Source organism: Sphingomonas pseudosanguinis (assembly GCF_014196255.1).
Classification (GTDB): domain Bacteria; phylum Pseudomonadota; class Alphaproteobacteria; order Sphingomonadales; family Sphingomonadaceae; genus Sphingomonas; species Sphingomonas pseudosanguinis.
Map to the genome: position 1 here is coordinate 140,200 of NZ_JACIDH010000001.1, position 18,054 is coordinate 158,253.

Sequence of the window (18,054 nt, forward strand, 5' to 3'; positions counted from 1 at the left end):
GGGTCCTCACGGACTCCAACTTCGGGGGCGGTCCTTTGCGGGCCGCCCCCTTTTTCGTCGGGTTTACGCCACCGACAGCGCCAGTTTGCCGTCGCCTTCGTCGACCGTGACGGTCGACCCGTCCTTGACGTGACCGCGCAGAATTTCCTCGGCCAGCGGGTCCTGGAGGTGGCGTTGGACCGCGCGGCGCAGGGGCCTTGCGCCGTAGACCGGGTCGTAGCCTACCCGGCCCAGCCATTCGCGCGCGGCGTCGGTCAGGTGCAGGCTGATCTTGCGATCGGCCAGCAGCTTGGCGACGCGGCCGACCTGGATGTCGACGATCGGGCCCATATGGCTCTGGCCCAGACGGTGGAACAGGATGATCTCGTCCAGCCGGTTGAGGAATTCGGGGCGGAAGTGACCGCGCACGATTTCCATCACCTGCGGCTCGACGCTCTCGACGCTCTGCCCGTCCTCGACCGCCGCCAGATACTGGCTGCCCAGGTTCGAGGTCAGAATGATCAGCGTGTTCGAGAAGTCGACCGTCCGGCCCTGACCATCGGTCAGGCGTCCGTCGTCCAGCACCTGGAGCAGCACGTTGAACACGTCGCCATGCGCCTTCTCCACCTCGTCGAACAGCACGACCTGGTAGGGCCTGCGCCGCACCGCCTCGGTCAGGACGCCGCCTTCCTCATAGCCGACATAGCCGGGAGGAGCGCCGATCAGCCGGGCGACGCTGTGTTTCTCCATGAATTCGCTCATGTCGATGCGGACCATCGCTGACGGATCGTCGAACAGGAATTCGGCGAGCGCCTTGGTCAGCTCGGTCTTGCCCACACCCGTCGGCCCCAGGAACAGGAACGAGCCCAGCGGCCGGTTCGGGTCCTGTAGTCCGGCCCGCGCGCGGCGCACGGCGGTGGAGACGGCGCGAACCGCATCCTCCTGCCCGATCACGCGCTTGCCGATCACCTCCTCCATGCGGAGCAGCTTTTCGCGTTCGCCCTGGAGCATCCGGTCGACCGGCACGCCGGTCCAGCGGCTGACCACGCCCGCGATGTCGTCGGCGGTCACCTCCTCGCGAAGCATCGCGCCCTCGGTCGCGGACTGCGCTTCGGCCAGCTGCTTCTCCAGCTGGGGGATGCGGCCGTAGGACAGCTCGCCCGCTTTCGCGAGGTCGCCCGACCGCTGCGCCTGGTCGAGTTCGATCCGCGCCTGGTCGAGTTGCTCCTTCAGCTTCGCCTCGCCCGCGATCTTGTCCTTCTCGGCCTGCCAGCGCTGGGTCAGCGCGTGCGACTGCTCCTCGAGGTTGGCGAGCTCCTCCTCCAGATGGCCGAGCCGGTCGATGCTGGCGGCGTCGCTCTCGCGGCGCAGCCCCTCGCGCTCGATCTTCAGGCGCAGGATGCGGCGGTCGAGCGTCTCGATCTCCTCGGGCTTGGACTCCACTTCCATGCGGATGCGGCTGGCGGCCTCGTCCATCAGGTCGATCGCCTTGTCGGGCAGGAAGCGGTCGGTGATGTAGCGGTTGGACAAGGTCGCCGCCGCCACCAGCGCGCCGTCGGTGATGCGCACGCCGTGATGGAGTTCGTACTTTTCCTTCAGTCCGCGCAGGATCGAGATGGTGTCCTCGACCGTGGGCTCGCCGACAAAGACCGGCTGGAACCGCCGCTGGAGCGCGGGGTCCTTCTCGACATATTTGCGATACTCGTCGAGCGTGGTCGCGCCGACACAGTGCAATTCGCCGCGCGCCAATGCAGGCTTCAAGAGGTTGGACGCGTCCATCGCCCCGTCGCCCTTGCCCGCCCCGATCAGCGTGTGCATCTCATCGATGAACAGGATGATGTCGCCCTCGGCGGCCTTCACCTCGTCGAGTACGCCCTTCAGCCGCTCCTCGAACTCGCCGCGATATTTGGCACCGGCAATGAGGGCACCCATGTCGAGCGCCATCAGCTTGCGGTCCTTCAGCGTGTCCGGCACGTCACCGTTCGCGATGCGCAGCGCGAGCCCTTCGGCGATCGCGGTCTTGCCGACGCCGGGTTCGCCGATCAGGGCGGGATTGTTCTTGGTGCGACGGGCGAGAATCTGAATGGTTCGGCGAATTTCCTCGTCGCGGCCGATGACGGGATCGAGCTTGCCGTCGCGCGCCACCTGGGTGAGGTCGCGGGCGAATTTCTTGAGCGCGTCATAGCGGTCCTCCGCGCCCGCCGTGTCGGCGGTGCGGCCCTGGCGCAGCTGTTCGATCGCGCCGTTCAGCGCTTGAGGGTTCACGCCACCCGCCGCCAGCGCCTTGCCCGCTGCCGTGGTGGACGACAGTGCGAGCGCCAGTAGCAGCCGCTCGACGGTGACGAAGCTGTCGCCAGCCTTTTGCGCGACCTGTTCGGCCTGGTCGAGCACGCGGACCAGATCATTGTCGAGGCCGGGCGAGCTCTGCGCGCCCGAGCCGGAGACGGCCGGGATCTTCGCCAAGGCCGCATCGGTCTCGCGCTCGACCCGCTTGGCGTCGCCGCCCGCCGCCTGGATCAGGCCGGACGCCATGCCCTGATCGTCCTCGATCAAGGCCTTGAGGAGATGTTCGGGGGCGATGCGCTGATGACTGTTGCGGATCGCCACGGTCTGCGCGGCTTGTAGAAAGCCTTTCGCGCGGTCGGTGAATTTTTCGAGGTTCATCTGGTCTTCCTGTCGCTTTCCAGGTCAGATGGTGTTGCATTTTGGCAACACAAGGGGTGGGCGGAATTTCCTGTCCGAGAACATGGGAAGGCCGTTTCGATTGCGAAAGGGTAACCGCGAAAGACGATGACATTCGCGCTTCTTAACCGGGATTGCGGTCCGCCGCCCGCCCGCTATGCTCGACCCATACACCGAGTGGGGAGACTCAAGGAAATGCGTATCAAGTCCGTGGCGCTGGCCGGCGTCGCCGCGCTGGCGTTCGCCATGCCCGGTCAGGCCGTCCTGGCCCAATCCGCGCCCGCCACCCAGGCCGCGCCCGTCGCCACGCTGGTGAAGGCGGTCGACATCCCCTATCAGCAATTCACCCTGAAGAACGGTCTGCGCGTCGTCGTCCATACCGATCGCAAGGCCCCCGTCGTCGCGGTGAGCGTATGGTATGACGTCGGGTCGAAACATGAGCCCAAGGGCAAGACGGGCTTCGCGCATCTGTTCGAGCATCTGATGTTCAACGGATCGGAAAACGCGCCGGGCGACTTCTTCGCACCGCTCAAGTCGGTGGGCGCCACGGACTATAACGGCACCACCTATTTCGACCGGACCAATTATTTCGAAACGGTGCCGACCGCCGCGCTCGACCGTGCGCTGTTCCTGGAATCGGATCGCATGGGGCACCTGCTCGGCGCGGTGACGCAAGGCGTGCTCGACGAGCAGCGCGGCGTCGTCCAGAACGAGAAGCGCCAGGGCGACAACCAGCCTTACGGCCTGACCCAGTACAAGATCCTGAGCGGCCTGTTCCCCGAGGGTCATCCTTATGCCCACTCCACCATCGGTTCGATGGCCGATCTGGACGCCGCCTCGCTCGACACGGTGAAGGACTGGTTCCGTAGCCATTACGGCCCGAACAATGCCGTGCTGGTGCTGGCGGGCGATGTCGATGTTGCGACCGCCAAGCCTTTGGTCGAGAAATATTTCGGCGACATCCGCAGCGGCCCCGAAAGCGTCCTGCCGACGGTGACGATCCCGACGCTGCCCGCGCCCGTCAACGAGACGATGACCGACCGGGTCGCCGCCGTGATGATCAGCCGCAACTGGGCGGTGCCCGGCCTCAACGATCCCGAAAGCGCGCCGCTGGTCGTCGCCGGGTCGGTCTTGGGCGGCCTCGCCTCGTCGCGGCTCGACAATATCCTGGTCAAGCAGGAGAAGCTGGCGGTGCAGGTCTCGGCCAGTGACCGGGTGTTCTCGCAGGTCGGCATGTTCAACATGACCGCGATCGTCCGCCCCGGCGTCGACCCGGCGCTGGTCAGCAAGCGGATGGACGAGATCCTCGCCGATTTCCTGAAGAACGGCCCCACCGCCGACGAGGTGAAGCGCGTCGCCACCTCCATGGTGTCGGGCCGCGTGCGTGGGCTGGAATCGGTCGGCGGCTTCGGCGGCAAGGCGGTCGCGCTGGCCGAGGGCGCGCTCTATTCCAACGATCCGGGATTCTACAAGAAGCAGCTGCAGGCGATCGCCGCGCAGACCCCCGCCAGCGTGAAGGCGGCGGCCGACAAATGGCTGTCGCGCCCGGCCTATACGCTGACCGTCGTCCCCGGAAAGCGTGACGCCTATGAAGAGGCCAAGGTGCCGCCGCGCGCCGATGTGCCGCCCGCGCCGGAACAGCCGGTCAAGGGCACGCGCGGGCCGCTGCCCGAGGTGGGCGAGGTCAAGCCGCTGAGCTTCCCGGCCATCCAGCGCACCCGCCTGTCGAACGGCGTCGAGCTGGTCTATGCCCAGCGGACCGCCGTGCCGGTGACGCAGATCGCCACCTCGTTCGATGCGGGGCTTGCCGCCGACGTGCCCGGCAAGCTGGGCACCGAGCGGATGATGCTCGGCCTGCTCGAGGAGGGGACGACCCGCCGCACCTCGATCGCCATCGCCGAGGAGCAGGAACGGCTGGGCGCCTCGATCGGCACCGGCGCATCGAACGACCGCACCACCGTCGACATGAGCGTGCCGAGCGCCAATCTGGCGCCGGCGCTCGACCTTTATGCCGACGTCATCCGCAATCCCGCCTTTGCCGAGGCCGAACTGGCGCGCGTGAAGGCGCAGGCGCTGGCGGGGATCAAGCAGGAGCTGACCAGCCCGCAGGGGCTGGCCGGCCGCGTGCTGCCGCCGCTGCTCTATGGGCCGACCAGCCCCTATGCCAAGGCGCAGGGGCTGGGTGATCCGCGCGCGGTCGCGGCGCTGACCCGCGCCGATCTGGTCGCCTTCCATCAGGCGTGGCTGCGCCCCGACAAGGCGAAGATCTTCGTCACCTCGGATCGTCCGCTGGCCGAGGTGAAGGCGGCGCTCGACCGGGCGTTCGGCGACTGGCGCGGTGTCGGTGCGGCGGGGACCAAGAGCTTCGCCGCCGGCACGCCTTCGGCTCCGCGCATCGTCCTGGTCAACCGGCCGGACAGCCCGCAGTCGATGATCATGGCCGGCGCGCCCACCCCGTTGAAGGGCACCGACGACCTGCTGCTGGTCAACACCGCCAATGACGCGCTGGGCGGCAGCTTCCTCAGCCGGATCAACACCGACATCCGCGAGACCAAGCACTGGTCCTACGGCGTGCGCGGGGGCTTCCAGACCTCCGAATATGCCGCGCCCTATGTGATGTCGGCGCCGGTGCAGGCGGACAAGACCGGCCCGTCGATCGACGCGCTGCGCACGGACGTCGCCGAGTTCCTGACGACCAAGCCGATGGACGCGGTCGAGTTCGACCGGGCCATCACCGGTGCGATCCGCTCGCTGTCGGGCAATTTCGAAACCTCGGGCGCGGTCCTGTCGGCGATGCAGACCAACGACCTGCTGCGCCGGCCCGACAATTACTATGCGACGATCACCCCGCGCTACCGCGCGATGAATGTGGGTGAACTGAACAAGTCGATCCAGGCGGCGTTGGACCCCAAGGATTTCGTCTGGGTCGTCGTCGGCGACGCCAAGTCGGTCAAGCCGCAGCTTGACGGGCTGGGCCTGCCGGTCGAAGTCATCGAAGCCGCCGACGTGGCGGGGGCGGCACCCGCCGCACCGGCCGGTGCCAGCCGGTAACGCCGGGTCACCCCGTCACGCCGGATTATAAGGAGAGCGAACATGGCCGATATTGACGGCACCTGGAACTGCACCGTGAAGTCGCCGCTGGGCGACCAGGACATGACGCTGACGGTCACGACCGAGGGTGATCGCTTCACCGGATCGGGCGGTGGCCAGATGGGCGCGATGGACATTGAGGGCGATGTGTCGGGCAACACCATCACCTGGAAGATGTCGATCACCACGCCGATGCCGATGACGCTGGACTGCGAAGCGACCGCCGATGGCGACACGCTGACCGGTTCGGTGGGCGCGGGCGCGTTCGGCAGCTTCCCGCTGTCGGGGACCCGCGCGGCCTGATCATCGCGCCGTGATGTGGGGAAGGGCGGTGCGTCGGGGTGGACGCGCCGCCCTTTTCCGTTGGGGGCGTGGGCTTCGACTTCGCTCAGCCTGAACGGGATTTGGTATCCAGACCCACATCCCAACCTCCGTTCAGGCTGAGCGAAGTCGAAGCCCAAGGGATGAACCCCACCACATAACCGGTTCAATTCCCGCCAAATCCCGTTACGCTGCCGCCCGAAAACCAAAACAGGGGGACAAGCATGATCGACCGGCGGCATTTCCTGGGCAGTACGGCGGCCCTCGCCATGGCGGCCGGCAGCGACGGGGTGATCGCGCAGACCATCCCTGCCACCCGCCTGACCGCGCTGTTCGATACGCTGGTTCAGGAGCAGCTCCGCCGCAGCCCCGAGAGTGCGACCAGCCTCGGCCTCGACACCGGTGCCAATGCCGATCTGCGCAGCAAGCTCTCTGACCAGTCCCCGGCGGGACTCGCGGCGGCGAAGGCGGCGACCAAGGCCGATCTGACCCGGCTCCAGGCGATCGACCCCGCCACGCTGTCGCCCGAGGAGCGGATCGATCTGGAATCGATCCTTTATACCCGCCGCTCAGCCCAGGCGGTGCAAGCGTTCGACTTCGGCGGCAGCTCCTATGGCCCCAGCCCCTATGTCGTCTCGCAGCTGTCGGGCGCGTATCAGTCGGTCCCCGACTTCCTCGACACCAAACACAAGATCGCCAGCGCGGGCGACGCCGATGCCTATCTGATGCGGCTGCGCGCCTTTGTACGACAGATGGACGCACAGACCGAGCGGATGCGGCATGACGCCGGGCAGGGCGTGGTGCCACCCGACTTCATCCTCGACCTGACCATCGAACAGATGGGCAAGACCCGCCAGCCCGCCGCCGAAGCGCTCGTCGTTCAGTCGCTCGCCCGTCGCGCCGCCGAAAAGGGGTTGGGCGATCGCTATGCCCGGCAGGCGGCGACCATCTATGAGGCGGAGGTCCTGCCCGCGCTCGACCGGCAGCTGGCCTATGCGAAGCAACTGCGAACCAAGGCGACGCATGACGCCGGCGTCTGGAAGCTGCGCGAGGGCGCGGCCTATTATCCGGTCGCGCTCAAGGCCAATACGACGACCAGCTTCTCGCCCGACGAGGTGCATCGTTTCGGCCGCGATCAGGCGGCGATGCTGTCCGCGCGGCTCGACGCGCTGTTGAAGAAGCAGGGCTATACCAAGGGCACGGTGGGTCAGCGCATGGCCGCGCTCTACAAGAACCCCGACCAGCTCTACCCCAATACCGACGAGGGAAAGCGCGCCGCCATCGCCTATTGCAACGCCCGGCTCGACGCGATCCGCACCCGCCTGCCGCAGGTGTTCGAGCGTATCCCGCCTTACGGCTTCGAGGTGCGCCGCGTGCCGCCCCAGACCGAGGCGGGCGCGGCGGCGGCCTTCGCGCAGGCTCCGGCGATCGACGGCTCGCGTCCCGGCCTGGTCTATTTCAACCTGAAGGACAGCGCCGACTGGCCCAAATTCTGCCTGGCGACGACCGTCTATCACGAAGGGCTGCCCGGCCATCAGATGGAGAGCGGCCTCGCGCTGTCGAACACGCGCCTGCCGCTGATCCGCAAGATCAACGGCTTTTCGGGCTATGGTGAGGGCTGGGCGCTTTATGCCGAGCAGCTGGCGGATGAGATCGGCATGTATGATGATGATCCGCTGGGGCAGCTGGGATACCTCAAGTTCCTGCTGTTCCGCGCCAATCGCTGCGTCGTCGATACCGGGCTGCATCACCTGCGCTGGACCCGCGAACAGGCGATCCGCCATTTCGTCGAAGCGGAGGGTGAGGCCGAGGGCTTCGCCACCCGCGAGGTGGAGCGTTACTGCGTCAATCCGGGCCAGGCGGCGAGCTACAAGCTGGGCCATTCGGTGTTCGTCGACATTCGTGACCTGGCGAAGAAGCGACAGGGCGACCGCTTCGACCTGAGGGCGTTCCACACCGCCGTGCTGCGCCACGGCCGCGTGCCGCTCGACGTGCTGCGCCGGATCGGAGAGGACTGGGCGCGGGCTTGACCTGAATCAGCATCGCGGTGATCTTCGGGTCGGGAGAACATCGCGATGCAGGGCAGGCTTTTGGTCCGGCAGGATAGGGGGCGGCGACGCACGGCCATCACGGCCACGGCGACAGTGCATGTCGCGATCCTGGCGCTCCTGCTTTGGGGACCACCGCATCGCGCGATCGAGGGGCCGGAGCGACCCGCGCTGACGCTGTTCGATGTGCCGCGACCACCCGATCCGCCGCCGGTTCCGGTTCCACCGCCGCCGATCACGCCGCAGCCGGTGACGCGGGAGGGCACCGTCATCCGCCCGACCGCCGGCGGCGGGTCGCCCCGCCCGATGCGCGCGCCGGCCGCCACGCAAGCGGCTCCGGCCGCAGCCAGTCCGGCGCGGTTCGACCGCGTCGATCTGCCCGCGCCCGCCGCCGACATCAGCGCCGACCTGCCTTTGCGGGTTGGCACGGCCGCCTCCGACGGGCGCGGGGCCGGTATCGCCAGTGGTCAGGGGACCGGCGGCGAGGGACGCGGCACCGGTAACGGGCGGGGCGATGGCGATGGACCCGGGGCGGGACGGCTACGCTTCGCGCTGGCCGAATGGATCGAAAAGCCGCCTCAGTCCATGATCGACGAAGCCTTTCCGAAGATGGCCCGGTTCGGCGGGGTGAGTGGGGTGGCGGTTCTGCTGTGCGTCGTGCCCAAACCCGGCCGCCCCAAAAGCTGTTCGATCGCGGCGGAGCGGCCCAGGGGGCGGGGCTTCGGCCCGGCGGCCTTGGGGCTGTACCCCAATTTCCGCATCCGCCCGGTGATGAAGGGGGAGGAGGTGATTCAGGCCGAAGTGCTGGTGCCCGTGACCTTCACCATCCACAAATAGGCGTCAGCGCGCGACGCGCGTGACATGCCCCATCTTGCGCCCCGGCCGCGCCTCGGCCTTGCCATATAAATGCAGATGCGTGCCCTTCTCGCCGAGCGCGCCTTCCCAGGCGTCGTCGCCGATCAGATTCTCCATCTCGACCCGTGCGCCCGTCAGCGACGTATCGCCCAGCGGCAGGCCGCAGATCGCGCGGATGTGATTCTCGAACTGCGAGGTTTCGGCGCCCTCGATCGTCCAGTGGCCCGAATTATGGACGCGCGGCGCCATTTCGTTGAAGACGGGGCCGTTCTCGGTCGCGAAGAACTCGCAGGCCAGCACGCCGACATAGCCCAGTTCCTCGGCGATGCGGATCGCGAGCGCGGTCGCCTCCTCGGCCTGGGCGGCGATCTCCGCAGGCGCGGGCAGGGTCGAGGTGCGCAGGATCGCGTCGCGGTGGACGTTGTGCGGCGGGTCGTAGCGGACCGTCTTGCCGTCTTCGCCGCGCGCGATCAGGATCGAGAATTCGTGGGTGAAGTGGATGAACCCCTCCAGCACCGCAGGTCCGCCGATCGCCTCGAATGCGGCGGGCGCGTCGGCGATGTCGCGGATCAGCGCCTGCCCCTTGCCGTCATAGCCGAAGCGCGTGGTCTTCAGGATGGCGGGGCAGCCGATCCGCTCCAGCGCGGCGGTCAGATCGGCGGCGCAGTTTACCTCGGCCCAGGGGGCGGGGCGGCCGCCAACCTTTTCGACGAAGCTCTTCTCGGCGATCCGGTCCTGCGCGACGCGAAGCGCGGCCGGCGCGGGGTGGACCGGCAACCGCTCGGCCAGCCATTCGACCGGCGTCACATCGACATTCTCAAACTCATAGGTCACGACGTCGCACGCGGCGGCGAAGTCGGCCAGCACGACCGTGTTGTGATAGTCGGCGCGGGTCAGCGAGGACGCGGTCTGCGCCGCGACGCTTTCTTCATCGGGGGCGAGCACATGGGTGCGATAGCCCAGTTGCGCGGCGGCCACCGCCAGCATCCGGCCCAGCTGGCCGCCGCCCAGAATCCCGATCGTCGAACCCGGCTTCAACATGCGGCTCACCCTTGCGGATCGTTGGCGACGCTGTCGGTCTGGCGCTGACGCCAGTCCTTCAGCCGTTCGGCGAGGCCCTCGTCGGACAGCGACAGGATCGAGGCGGCGAGCAGGCCGGCGTTGATCGCCCCCGCCTTGCCGATGGCGAGCGTCCCGACCGGGATGCCGCCGGGCATCTGGACGATCGACAGCAGGCTATCCATGCCCTTCAACGCCTTGGATTCGACCGGCACGCCCAACACCGGCAGATGCGTCATCGAGGCGGCCATGCCCGGCAGATGCGCGGCACCACCGGCGCCCGCGATGATGACCTTGATCCCGCGATCGGCGGCACCCGTGGCATAATCATACAGGCGCTGCGGCGTGCGATGCGCGGAGACGACGCGGGTCTCATGCGCCACACCCAGCGCATCGAGCGTCTCGGCGGCATGCCGCATGGTTTCCCAGTCCGACGTGGACCCCATGATGATTCCAACCGAAACCATATCCGCTGTTCCGCCTTGCCCCTGTGGCCCCGGTGCCGAGGGAAGCGCGCTGACTAGCGGGACGAGGCGAGGGGGGCAACCTATCTATACGTCACCCGTCCCCTATTTCAGCGCGCCACGCAGCGCGGGGATGGACCGCCCCGCGGGCGTGCCGTCGAACTTCCCCGAATAGGTCGGATCGACCGCCCAGCGTCCGCCCTCCTCGCGCAGCACCACGGCGGTGCGAAATTGGGCGTTGGGAGAGGATACGTCGTAGATCAGGCCGATCCGCTGCCGCTGACCATCGGGCGGAACAATGCCTGCGGCGACCAGCGCGTCACAGCTATAGACCTCGGTGTCGTCGACCCCCATCGTCATCAATCGCTGACGCTCGATCGTCACGCCGCACTGACCCGCGGACAGGCCGTGATTTTCGATGATCCTGAACCCCGAGAGCGTTACCCGGTGCTTGTCGGTCAGCGTGATCGTCACAGGCTTGCCGTCGGGCGTGCCCGGCGGTGTCGTGGTAGGAGAGGGTGAGGGCACCGCCGGAACCGAGGCGCCAGGGGCCGCGCCATTGTCGGGCTCGGCCGGAACCGATCGCGCGGGCGCTCCGCAGGCGAGGAGCAGCAAGGCGGCTGGCAAGCCGATGGTCGGGTGGGGGCGCATCGTCGTCATGGCGCGCTGCCTGTCAAGATAACGGGAACAGACGTGGAGACTGCACGATCCGTGGCGTGGATCAAGCCTTGGCCGATGGGCGCGACCGACCCATCGGCCAGGCGATGGGTCGGCCTTATGTCGGGATCGCTCAGCGCTCCGACAGGTAATAGCGGTCGGTCGGCGTCAGGTCGTCGGCCAGTTCATAGACGATCGGCTGGCCGGTCGGGATTTCGAGACCCGTGATCTCGTCGTCCGGAATGTTCGACAGATGCTTGACCAGCGCGCGGAGCGAGTTGCCGTGCGCCGAGATCAGCACGCGGTTGCCGTCGCGCAGGGCGGGGGCGATACGCTCGTCCCAATAGGGTAGGACGCGCTCGATCGTGTCCTTCAGGCTTTCGGTGGCGGGCACCGGGATGCCGGCATAACGACGGTCGTTCGACAGGTCGAACTCTCCACCCGCCTCGGCCGGGGGTGGGGGCACGTCGAAGCTGCGGCGCCAGATCTTGACCTGCTCGTCGCCATGTTTGGCCGCCGTCTCCGCCTTGTCGAGGCCGGTCAGCCCGCCATAATGGCGCTCGTTCAGTCGCCAATGCTTCTCGGTCGGCAGCCACAGGCGACTCATCACTTCGAGCGCGAGATTAAGCGTCTTGATCGCGCGGGTCTGAAGGCTGGTGAAGGTCAGGTCGAAGTCGAGGCCCTTCTCGGCCATCAGCGCACCCGCCGCACGCGCCTCGGCCGCGCCTTGAGCGGTGACGTCGACATCCCACCAGCCGGTGAAGCGATTCTCCAGATTCCAGGCGGACTGGCCGTGGCGGATCAGGACGAGCTGGGGCATGGAAACTCCTTCAATGTGATGACGCCCGCATAGAGAAGCGGGGCGGCGGGGTCGAGGTCAGCCGCGAAAACGGGTCTGGTTGGATGCGGGATTGGCCTTCAGCACGCGGCCCATGCGCGTCGGCCGGTCGAGCAGCTCGCCGCCGCAATCGGGGCAGGTCTCGTCCAGGTCATCGGCGCATTCGGCGCAGAAGGTGGTCTCCAGCGAACAGATGAACGCGCCGCCCTGCGACGGCGGCAGGTCCGCGCCGCAGCGCTCGCAATCGGGGCGCATCTCCAGCATCAGGCGGCCACCTCGCGCACCACGTCGCAGATGCGGTCGACCAGCGTCTCGACCTGACGCTGGTCCTCGCCCTCGGCCATCACGCGGATGACGGGCTCGGTGCCCGACGGGCGGATGACCAGGCGGCCGCGCCCGGCCAGTTCGGCCTCGGCGGCGGCGATGACGCCCTGTACCTTCTCATGTTCCAGCGGCTTGCCACCCGCGAAGCGGACATTCTTGAGCAGCTGGGGGAGGGGATCGAAGCGGTGCAACACCTCGCTGGCGGGCGCGCCGGCGCGCTTGAGTTCGGCCAGCACCTGGAGGGCGGCGACCAAGCCGTCGCCGGTGCGGGCATAGTCGGACAGGATGATATGCCCGGACTGCTCGCCGCCGACATTATAGCCGCGCGTGCGCATCGCCTCCAGCACATGGCGGTCGCCGACCTTGGTGCGGACGAGGCCCAACCCTTGCGCGGCCAGATGCCGCTCCAGTCCCAGATTGGACATGACGGTGGCGACCAGGCCGCCGCCGGCCAGCCGACCCTCGCGCGCATAGCTGGTGGCGATCGTCGCCATCAACTGGTCGCCATCGACGACCATGCCCTTTTCGTCGACGATGATCAGCCGGTCGGCGTCGCCGTCCAGCGCGATGCCGATGTCCGCGCCGCTCGCCACGACGGTCTCGGCCAGTGTCTGCGGCGCGGTCGAGCCGACGCCGTCATTGATGTTGGTGCCATTGGGGGTCACGCCGATCGCGACGACATCCGCGCCCAGCTCCCACAAGGCGGCCGGCGCAACCTTGTAGGCGGCGCCGTTCGCGCAGTCGATCACGACCCGCAGGCCGTCGAGGCGCAGCGACTGCGGAAAGGTCGACTTGGCGAAGTGGATATAGCGGCCGGCGGCATCCTCGACCCGGCGCGCGCGGCCGATCTTGCCCGAGGCGACCAGCGGCACCTTCTCCTCGATCAGCGTCTCGATCGATTCCTCGGCCTCGTCGGACAGCTTGTAGCCATCGGGACCGAACAGCTTGATGCCGTTATCGGCGAAGGGATTGTGGCTGGCCGAGATCATCACGCCGATATCGGCGCGCATCGAATGGGTCAGCATCGCGACCGCCGGCGTGGGCAGCGGACCGACCATCACCACGTCCATGCCGACGCTGGTGAAGCCCGCGACCAGCGCGGATTCGAGCATGTATCCCGACAGGCGCGTGTCCTTGCCGATCACCACGCGGTGGCGGTGATCGCCGCGCAGGAAATAGGCGCCGGCCGCCATGCCGACCTTCATCGCCATCTCGGCGGTCATCACCGCGCCATTGGTCGCACCGCGAATGCCATCGGTGCCGAAATATTTTCTTGCCATACAGCCGGGTCCCTGCCGGATTAGGAGCGAGGCGCCATACACGCCCCTGGATGGTTACGTCCTTAGCGCGGGGTGGCGCAAAGCTCAAAGAACCGAACCGTCCCAAAACAATATGCCCGAACCCAAGGTGGAATTGTCATGTCGCGTGCCACGCTGATCCTCCTGAGCCTTGCCGCGGGGCTGATCGCCGGGGTTGCGGTCGCGAGCTTCGCGCCCGGCGGGGCCGAGACCGTCGTCGCGGTGGCGCGGCCGATCGGTACATTGTGGCTCAACGGGTTGCAGATGACGGTCATCCCGCTGGTCGTCACGCTGCTGATCACCGGGGTCGCGGCGACCGCGCAGGCGGCGCAGGCCGGGCGGATCGCGGGGCGGGCGATCATGACCTTCCTGTCGCTCGACGCGCTGACCGCCAGCATGGCCGCGCTCGTCACGCCGATCCTGCTGAGTCTCGCCCCCATGCCGCGCGCGGCGGGCCAGGCGCTGCGCGCCGCGCTGGGCCATGCCGAGCCGGTCGCGCCGTCGCCGCCGATCGCCGAGTTCGTCACCAATATCGTGCCGACCAACATCTTCGCGGCGGCGGCCAACAATGCGCTGTTGTCGCTGATCCTGTTCACCCTGGCCTTCGCCTTCGCCATTACCCGGATCGAGGGGGAGGCGCGCGACCTGCTGCTGCGTGTGTTCACCGCGATCCGCGACGCGATGCTGGTCCTGATCGGCTGGGTATTGTGGCTGGCGCCGCTGGGGGTGTTCGCGCTGGCGCTGGTCGTGGGGGCGAGTGCCGGCGGCGCGGCGTTCGGGGCGCTGGCGCATTATATCGCGATCATCGCCAGCGTCGGCGTCGTCGTCATGCTGATGGCGTACGGCGTGGCGGCCATCCTGGGCCGGACCGCGCCCGCCCGCTTCGCCCGTGCGCTGGCCCCGGCCCAGGCGGTCGCCGTCTCGACGCAAAGCTCGCTCGCCAGCCTGCCGGCGATGATCGAGGGGACCCGGGCCTTGCGCATCGCGCCGGAGACCGCCGGGCTGGTCCTGCCCATGGCGGTCGCGATGTTCCGCGCGACCCAGCCGGCGATGAACGTCGCGGTCTCGCTCTACATCGCACACTGGTTCGGGATCGCGCCCGACCTGACCTCGGTCGCGGCCGCCGTGGTGGTGGCGATCCTGGTATCGCTGGGCTCGGCGAGCCTGCCGTCGCAGATCACCTTCTTCGCCTCGATCGCGCCGGTCTGCGTCGCGCTGGGGGTGCCCGCCGCGCCTTTGGGTCTGCTGATCGCGGTGGAGACGATTCCGGACATTTTCCGGACCCTGGGCAATGTCAGCATGGACCTTGCCGCCACCGCGACCGTTTCGCGGTGGAGCGGCACAACCGGCAAGGACGTCCCATGAAATATCGCACGCTAGGCCCCGAGTTCGAGGTTTCCGCATTGGGCCTCGGCTGCATGCCGATGGCCGGTATCGGCCGGAACATGTATGGCGAGGCGAGCGAGGCGGAGAGCATCGCGACCATCCACCGCGCGATCGAGCTGGGCGTGACCCTGTTCGACACCGCCGAAATCTATGGCCCGCTGGTCAATGAGGAACTGGTCGGGCGCGCCATTCGCGGCAAGCGCGATGCGGTCGTCATCGCGACCAAATTCGGCTTTCGCTATGACGAGAACGGGATGACGGGTGTCGACTCCACCCCCGCCAATGTCCAGCGTTCGTGCGAAGGCTCGCTCAAGCGGCTGGGCGTCGAGACGATCGACCTGTTCTACCAGCACCGCGTCGACCCTAATGTCCCCATCGAGGACACGGTCGGCGCGATGGGGCGGCTGGTCGAGCAGGGGAAGGTGCGTCGGCTGGGCCTGTCCGAGGCGAGCGCCGAGACGATCCGCCGCGCCGCCGCCGTCCACCCGATCGCTGCGGTGCAGTCCGAATATTCGCTGTGGGAACGCGATATCGAAGCCGACATCCTGCCGGTGGTACGCGAGCTGGGCATCGGCTTCGTGCCGTACAGCCCGCTGGGACGCGGGTTCCTCACGGGGCAGATCACGAAGCGCGAGGATTTGCCCGAGGGCGATTACCGCCGCAACGACCCGCGCTACTCGGAAGAGAATTTCGACCGTAATATGAAGGTGGTCGAGGTGGTGAGGCAGATCGCCGCCGCGCATGACGCGAGTGCCGCGCAGGTGGCGCTGGCATGGCTGTTGGCGCAAGGCGACGACATCGTGCCGATCCCGGGCTCCAAGCGGCGCGTGACGCTGGAGGATTCGATGAAGGCGGCGGATCTGGTACTGTCGGCGGAGGAACTGGCCCGGCTCGACGAAGCCTCGCCGCGTGGCGGTACGGCGGGTCCGCGTTATGGCGAGCGGGCGATGGCGATGACGCGGCTCTGAGCCAGGCGTCCCCAACTCCGTTCAGGCTGAGCGAGGTCGAGGCCCACGCACCGGACTTTCCGCGAGTGGCATCCCGTGCACTTCGACTTCGCTCAGTGCGAATGGAGGCAGGGTGTTTCGCGCGGAGACGCGGAGACGCGGAGGGGGGCGTATCCAGCCGCCAGGCTGGCTTAACATAACAGCGGTGAGGCAAAGCGGAACGGTGAATTGCGCGAGTGCGCCGAAGCGCATCCGAACCTCTCTGCGCCTCCGCGTCTCCGCGCGAACAAAAATCTTCGCGTCTTCGCGTCTTCGCGTCTTCGCGAGATCGAATCCCATCCGCGCAAAGTCAGGCGGGTAAGCTTCGACTTCGCTCAGCCTGAACGGTGGTCGGGGTAGGAGAAAGGGGTGGTCCGGCACGCGCCCCGACCGCCCGGACCCCATCAATGCGGCTTCTGCTCCAGCCGCGTATCGACTCCGGCCGCCGCCGGCTCGGCCAGTTCCTTGTCACCCGCCAGCGCGGCTTCGGCCTTCAACAGGTCGAGGTGCATCAGCTTGGCGATCAAGGGCGAGACGACCAGCACCACCGCGCCGATGCCGATCGAGTACCAGCCGATCCGGCTATAGACTGCCAGCACCGTGTCCGGCCCCGCGCCCTCGCCACCGGTCGCCTGCGCGATCAGGCCGGCGATGAAGTTGCCGCCCGCCGTCGCCAGGAACCAGGTGCCCATCATCAGCCCGGTCATGCTGGGCAGCGACAGCCGCGTCATGGCCGCCAGCCCGACCGGCGAGAAGCACAGCTCGGCCATGGTGTGGATCAGATAGACCAGGATCACGAAGATCACCGGCGTCGGTGCGCCGGCATAGGCCGCCGCACCCGCCACCAGCACCAGGAAGCCCGCGCCCACGCCGACCAGGCCGATGCCGAACTTGAACGGCGCGCTCGGCTCCAGCCCGCGCTTGCCCAGGATGGTCCACAGCGCGGCGAAGGCCGGTGCCAGCAGGATGATGAAGATCGAATTGACCGACTGGAAGGCCGAGGCCGGGATGGTCCAGCCCATCAGCGTCCTGTCGACCGAGCGATCGGTATAGACGTTGAGCGAGGAACCCGCCTGTTCGAACAGCGCCCAGAAAAGCGGGCACAGCGCGATCAGGAACAGCGCGGCGAAGATGCGGTCGCGGTCGACCTTGGGCAGGGTGAATACCGCGCGCCACAGGATGAAGGCGACGGTCGCGGCGGCAAAGACGACCAGCAGCGTGCCGACCGCATCCTGATGCTGGATCAACTGCCAGGTGATCAGGGTGGCGACGATCGCACCCAGATAGATCAGCCATTCGCGCGACAGGCCGGCGACGACCGGCGCGCGCAGCACGGGCAGCGACGGCGCTTCGCCCGCGCCGTGCAGCTCCCGCTTCAACGCGATGAAGGCGGCCAGACCCAGCAGCATGCCGACGCCCGCCGCGCCGAAGCCGTAAGCCCAGCCCACCGTCTCGCCCAGCACGCCGCACACGATCGGCCCCAGCGCGCCGCCCGCATTGATGCCCATGTAGAAGATCGAGAAGGCGGGATCGCGGCGCATGTCGTCGCGCGCATAAAGCTGTCCCACCAGCACCGAGATATTGGCCTTGAGGAAGCCGGTGCCGATCACGATCGAGGCGAGCGCGAGGTAGAAGCCCTCCAGATAGGCCCCCGTCGCGCCCTGCGGCCCCTCCATCACCGCGATCAGGATATGGCCGAAGGCGATGAACAATCCGCCCGCCAGCACCGCGCGTCTGGCCCCCAGATAGCGGTCGGCCAGATAGCCGCCGATGACGGGCGTGACGTACACCAGCGAGGTATAGGCGGCGTAGATGCCGAAGGCCGGTTCGTCGGAAAACAGGAAATGCTTGGTCAGGTAGAAGACCAGGATGGCGCGCATTCCGTAATAGGAAAAACGCTCCCACATCTCGGTGAAGAACAACAGGAACAGGCCCCGGGGATGCCCCAAAACCGTCTTGCCGCGCGCGGCGGCCTCATACGCAGTCGCCATGCCGGCGTTCACTCCATCGGGATCGCCCCCGGCGCGCCGGGGGCACGCGGAAGGGGCGTAATGGTTCGGTAACCTA

Annotated in this window: 14 protein-coding genes; 6 read left to right on the top strand and 8 right to left on the bottom strand. The window is 67.7% G+C overall.

Annotation, left to right across the window (positions count from 1 at the left end):
• Positions 1-63: 63 nt before the first annotated feature.
• The gene (gene clpB, locus GGR48_RS00670; RefSeq protein WP_183949834.1) at positions 64-2,643 is read right to left on the bottom strand and encodes an ATP-dependent chaperone ClpB; all 2,580 of its coding nucleotides are present in this window, start codon (positions 2,641-2,643) and stop codon (positions 64-66) included.
• 213 nt (positions 2,644-2,856) lie between these two features.
• Here clpB and GGR48_RS00675 point away from each other — a divergent pair, with 213 nt between their 5' ends.
• The 4 genes from GGR48_RS00675 (at position 2,857) to GGR48_RS18255 (ending at position 8,957) form a co-directional block, all read left to right on the top strand.
• Positions 2,857-5,712 (top strand): M16 family metallopeptidase, encoded by a 2,856-nt coding sequence (locus tag GGR48_RS00675; protein ID WP_183949836.1) that lies wholly within the window; start codon positions 2,857-2,859, stop codon positions 5,710-5,712.
• Between the two features lie 42 nt (positions 5,713-5,754).
• The gene (locus GGR48_RS00680) at positions 5,755-6,054 is read left to right on the top strand and encodes a hypothetical protein (RefSeq protein ID WP_183949838.1); all 300 of its coding nucleotides are present in this window, start codon (positions 5,755-5,757) and stop codon (positions 6,052-6,054) included.
• A gap of 242 nt (positions 6,055-6,296) precedes the next feature.
• The gene (locus GGR48_RS00685; RefSeq protein ID WP_183949840.1) at positions 6,297-8,102 is read left to right on the top strand and encodes a DUF885 domain-containing protein; all 1,806 of its coding nucleotides are present in this window, start codon (positions 6,297-6,299) and stop codon (positions 8,100-8,102) included.
• Positions 8,103-8,147: 45 nt separating this feature from the next.
• Positions 8,148-8,957, top strand: coding sequence for an energy transducer TonB (locus GGR48_RS18255; RefSeq protein WP_183949842.1), 810 nt, complete (start codon positions 8,148-8,150; stop codon positions 8,955-8,957).
• Positions 8,958-8,960: 3 nt separating this feature from the next.
• On the opposite strand, the gene GGR48_RS00695 is transcribed toward GGR48_RS18255, so the two are convergent.
• The 6 genes from GGR48_RS00695 to glmM all read right to left on the bottom strand — a co-directional run bounded on the left by GGR48_RS00695 (position 8,961) and on the right by glmM (position 13,597).
• Positions 8,961-10,016: a 5-(carboxyamino)imidazole ribonucleotide synthase gene (locus GGR48_RS00695; protein WP_183949844.1), complete on the bottom strand. Its 1,056-nt coding sequence runs from the start codon at positions 10,014-10,016 to the stop codon at positions 8,961-8,963.
• Between the two features lie 5 nt (positions 10,017-10,021).
• Complete coding sequence (gene purE / locus GGR48_RS00700) at positions 10,022-10,480, bottom strand: 5-(carboxyamino)imidazole ribonucleotide mutase (RefSeq protein WP_240456141.1); 459 nt, start codon at positions 10,478-10,480, stop codon at positions 10,022-10,024.
• Between the two features lie 123 nt (positions 10,481-10,603).
• Positions 10,604-11,158 carry a hypothetical protein gene (locus GGR48_RS00705; RefSeq protein ID WP_183949848.1) on the bottom strand — a complete coding sequence of 185 codons (555 nt, stop codon included), beginning with the start codon at positions 11,156-11,158 and terminating at the stop codon, positions 10,604-10,606.
• 130 nt (positions 11,159-11,288) lie between these two features.
• On the bottom strand, positions 11,289-11,975 hold the full coding sequence (gene gpmA / locus GGR48_RS00710; RefSeq protein ID WP_183949850.1) for a 2,3-diphosphoglycerate-dependent phosphoglycerate mutase: 687 nt from the start codon (positions 11,973-11,975) through the stop codon (positions 11,289-11,291).
• Between the two features lie 57 nt (positions 11,976-12,032).
• Entirely contained in the window at positions 12,033-12,257 is a 225-nt protein-coding gene (locus GGR48_RS00715; RefSeq protein ID WP_183949852.1) for a DUF1272 domain-containing protein, read from the bottom strand.
• Positions 12,257-13,597 carry a phosphoglucosamine mutase gene (glmM, locus tag GGR48_RS00720; RefSeq protein WP_183949854.1) on the bottom strand — a complete coding sequence of 447 codons (1,341 nt, stop codon included), beginning with the start codon at positions 13,595-13,597 and terminating at the stop codon, positions 12,257-12,259. The genes GGR48_RS00715 and glmM overlap by 1 nt, the downstream gene beginning before the upstream one ends.
• 138 nt (positions 13,598-13,735) lie before the next feature.
• Here glmM and GGR48_RS00725 point away from each other — a divergent pair, with 138 nt between their 5' ends.
• A complete protein-coding gene (locus GGR48_RS00725; protein ID WP_183949856.1) occupies positions 13,736-14,980 on the top strand; it encodes a dicarboxylate/amino acid:cation symporter in 1,245 nt (414 codons plus the stop codon).
• Entirely contained in the window at positions 14,977-15,969 is a 993-nt protein-coding gene (locus GGR48_RS00730) for an aldo/keto reductase (RefSeq protein WP_183949858.1), read from the top strand. The genes GGR48_RS00725 and GGR48_RS00730 overlap by 4 nt, the downstream gene beginning before the upstream one ends.
• Before the next feature lie 422 nt (positions 15,970-16,391).
• Here the strand turns inward: GGR48_RS00730 and GGR48_RS00735 are convergent, their stop codons facing one another.
• Positions 16,392-17,978 carry a peptide MFS transporter gene (locus GGR48_RS00735; RefSeq protein WP_183949860.1) on the bottom strand — a complete coding sequence of 529 codons (1,587 nt, stop codon included), beginning with the start codon at positions 17,976-17,978 and terminating at the stop codon, positions 16,392-16,394.
• Positions 17,979-18,054: the final 76 nt, after the last annotated feature.